This is a genomic window from Nocardioides sp., assembly GCF_964228225.1.
GTDB lineage: Bacteria > Actinomycetota > Actinomycetes > Propionibacteriales > Nocardioidaceae > Nocardioides.
On sequence record NZ_CAXQZB010000084.1, the window covers coordinates 1 to 2114 of the forward strand.

A 2114-nucleotide genomic window follows, 5' to 3' on the forward strand; every position below is an offset into this window, starting at 1 on the left:
CCGCGGGGCGTTCGGCCGCTGTGGGAGGGTTGGCTCGGCCAACCGAGCAAACCGTCGGTCTCCGGCCCGGCGCCCCCGACCGTCAGCGGCGCACGGGCAGGCTGAGCACCGAGGGGTAGCGGGCGGAGCTGTGCACCGTCAGCGGGAGCAGCTGGGCGGGCAGCGACGGCAGCGGTGAGAGCAGGTGCGGCACGTCGAAGGCCTGGATGCTCACGCGCAGCCGGTGGCCCGGGCGGATCGCCGCCCCCGTCGGGAAGACCTCGACGTCGACCGGTGCCACCGTGCCCCGGGCCAGCGGGCGCTGGGCGGCCTTCGTGAAGGGGTGGAAGGGCTGGACCAGGGTGCCGTCGAGGTAGCGCGAGCGGTTGCGGTCCAGGGCGCGGTGGCTGACGACCTGCCATCCGCCGGTGAGCCGCGAGACCGTGCCGTTCGGCGCGACGTCGGACACGGTCACCGACAGCATCCCGTCGCCCGAGGGCGTGGAGATGTACAGCCGGGCGTTGATCGGGCCCTGCACCCGCAGCGTGCGCTCCATCGGGGCGGTCTCGTAGGTGACGCCGCCGAGGTCGTTGAGGCGGTTGTCGGAGAAGCAGGGGTTCCGCGGGAACACCTGGTTCATGACCCCAGCGGTCCACTGGTTCGCCGAGCGCGTGCACAGCCCGGTCACCGGCACGGCGGGCACGATCGCCTCGCCCGCGCGGGCGTCGCCGAGGGTGAGCCGGCCGTGGCGACCGCCCGCGGCGGCGTCGCCGGAGAGCCGGAAGGAGCGGGCCCGCAGGTCGCGGTCGACGTAGCGCTGGGTGCGCACCCAGCGGTCGGTGCCCTGCTCGTAGTAGCTGAACGGGGCGATCTGCTTGAACAGCGTGGCGTCGGGGCGGCCCTTGACGTAGTGGTCGAACCAGCGCAGCTGCAGCTCCTGCAGCGTGCCGTACCCGGCGTCGGCCAGCCCGGCGCCGGAGGAGCCCTCGAGGTGGTCCCAGGGGCCGGTGATCATGCGCACCGGGACGCGGTTGCGGCGCAGCCGCTCGAACAACAGCGGCGTGCCGCGCTGGAACAGGTCGTACTCGCCGCTGATGAGGAAGGTCGGCACCCGCACCCGGTCGATCACGCGCATCACCGAGCGCTCGCGGTAGAAGGCTCCGTCGTAGGCGGGCTCGCCGCCGAGCAGCGCCGAGGCGATCAGCGGGGCGGTGAACGTGGTGGCGGTCGTGAGCCGGTCGGTGAGCGCGCTGAACCCGGCGGCGGGCTCCGCGGCGCCGTAGGCCGGCGGGATCAGGCCGGCGCCGGTCACCAGACCGAGCCACAGCGGGATGAAGCCGACGTCGATCTGCCCGCCGCTGGCGACGACGTCGCGGTACACGTCGGCGCCCGGCACCTGCGGGAAGATCGCCTTCAGCCCGCGCGGCCGGCCCGCCGCGGCGAACAGCTGGCTGATGCCCATGTAGGAGGGCCCGCTCATGCCCGAGTTGCCGTCGCTCCACGGCTGGGTGGCCGCCCAGTTCACGATCGCGACGGCGTCCTTCGCCTCCCGCGCGCTGAAGGCGCCCCACACACCGCCCGAGGTGCCGGTGCCGCGGGCGTCGACGGTGAGCTGCTGGTAGCCGCGCTTGACGAGGTAGTCGGCGCTGCCGCCGCCCAGCGGACTGCTGGCCAGCACCGTCTTGTTGTAGGCGGTGATCGTGATGATCACCGGCAGCCGGGTGTCGATCGACTCCCCGTCCAGGGTGGGCCGGGTGAGGTCGGCGCGCAGCACGACGCCGTCGTCCATGGGGATCGGCAGGTCGGTGATCGTCTCGGTGCCGTCGTAGAGCTCGGGGCGCGGCGTCCAGCGGGGCCGCGACGACGTCGTCGCCCGGGCGCCCGGTGAGCCCGCGGTCGCGGTCTGGGCCGACTCGGGGGCGGGCCGGGCGGTGGCGGGGGAGCCCGCCGGACCGGCGAGGGCGCCGGCGGCGAGGGCGGCGGCGAGGCCGCCGCCGATCAGGGCGCGGCGCCGGCGGTGGGGATTGGGGTCGCTCGTTGCCGTTGCCGCCGCGTAGTTCCTTCGCCTTCGCCTTGATGAAGTCTTTGAGGGCTTCGGGCAGCAGCGCCTCGGTCGCGTTGCGGACGGCCTTCGC

At 74.4% G+C, this 2114-nt stretch carries 1 protein-coding gene; it reads right to left on the bottom strand.

Going from position 1 to position 2114, the window contains the following annotated elements; all coding sequences use genetic code 11:
• Positions 1-82: 82 nt before the first annotated feature.
• Positions 83-2114, bottom strand: a 2032-nt coding sequence (locus ACERUJ_RS19690; RefSeq protein ID WP_370250669.1) for a CocE/NonD family hydrolase, incomplete at its 5' end; no start/stop codon positions are given.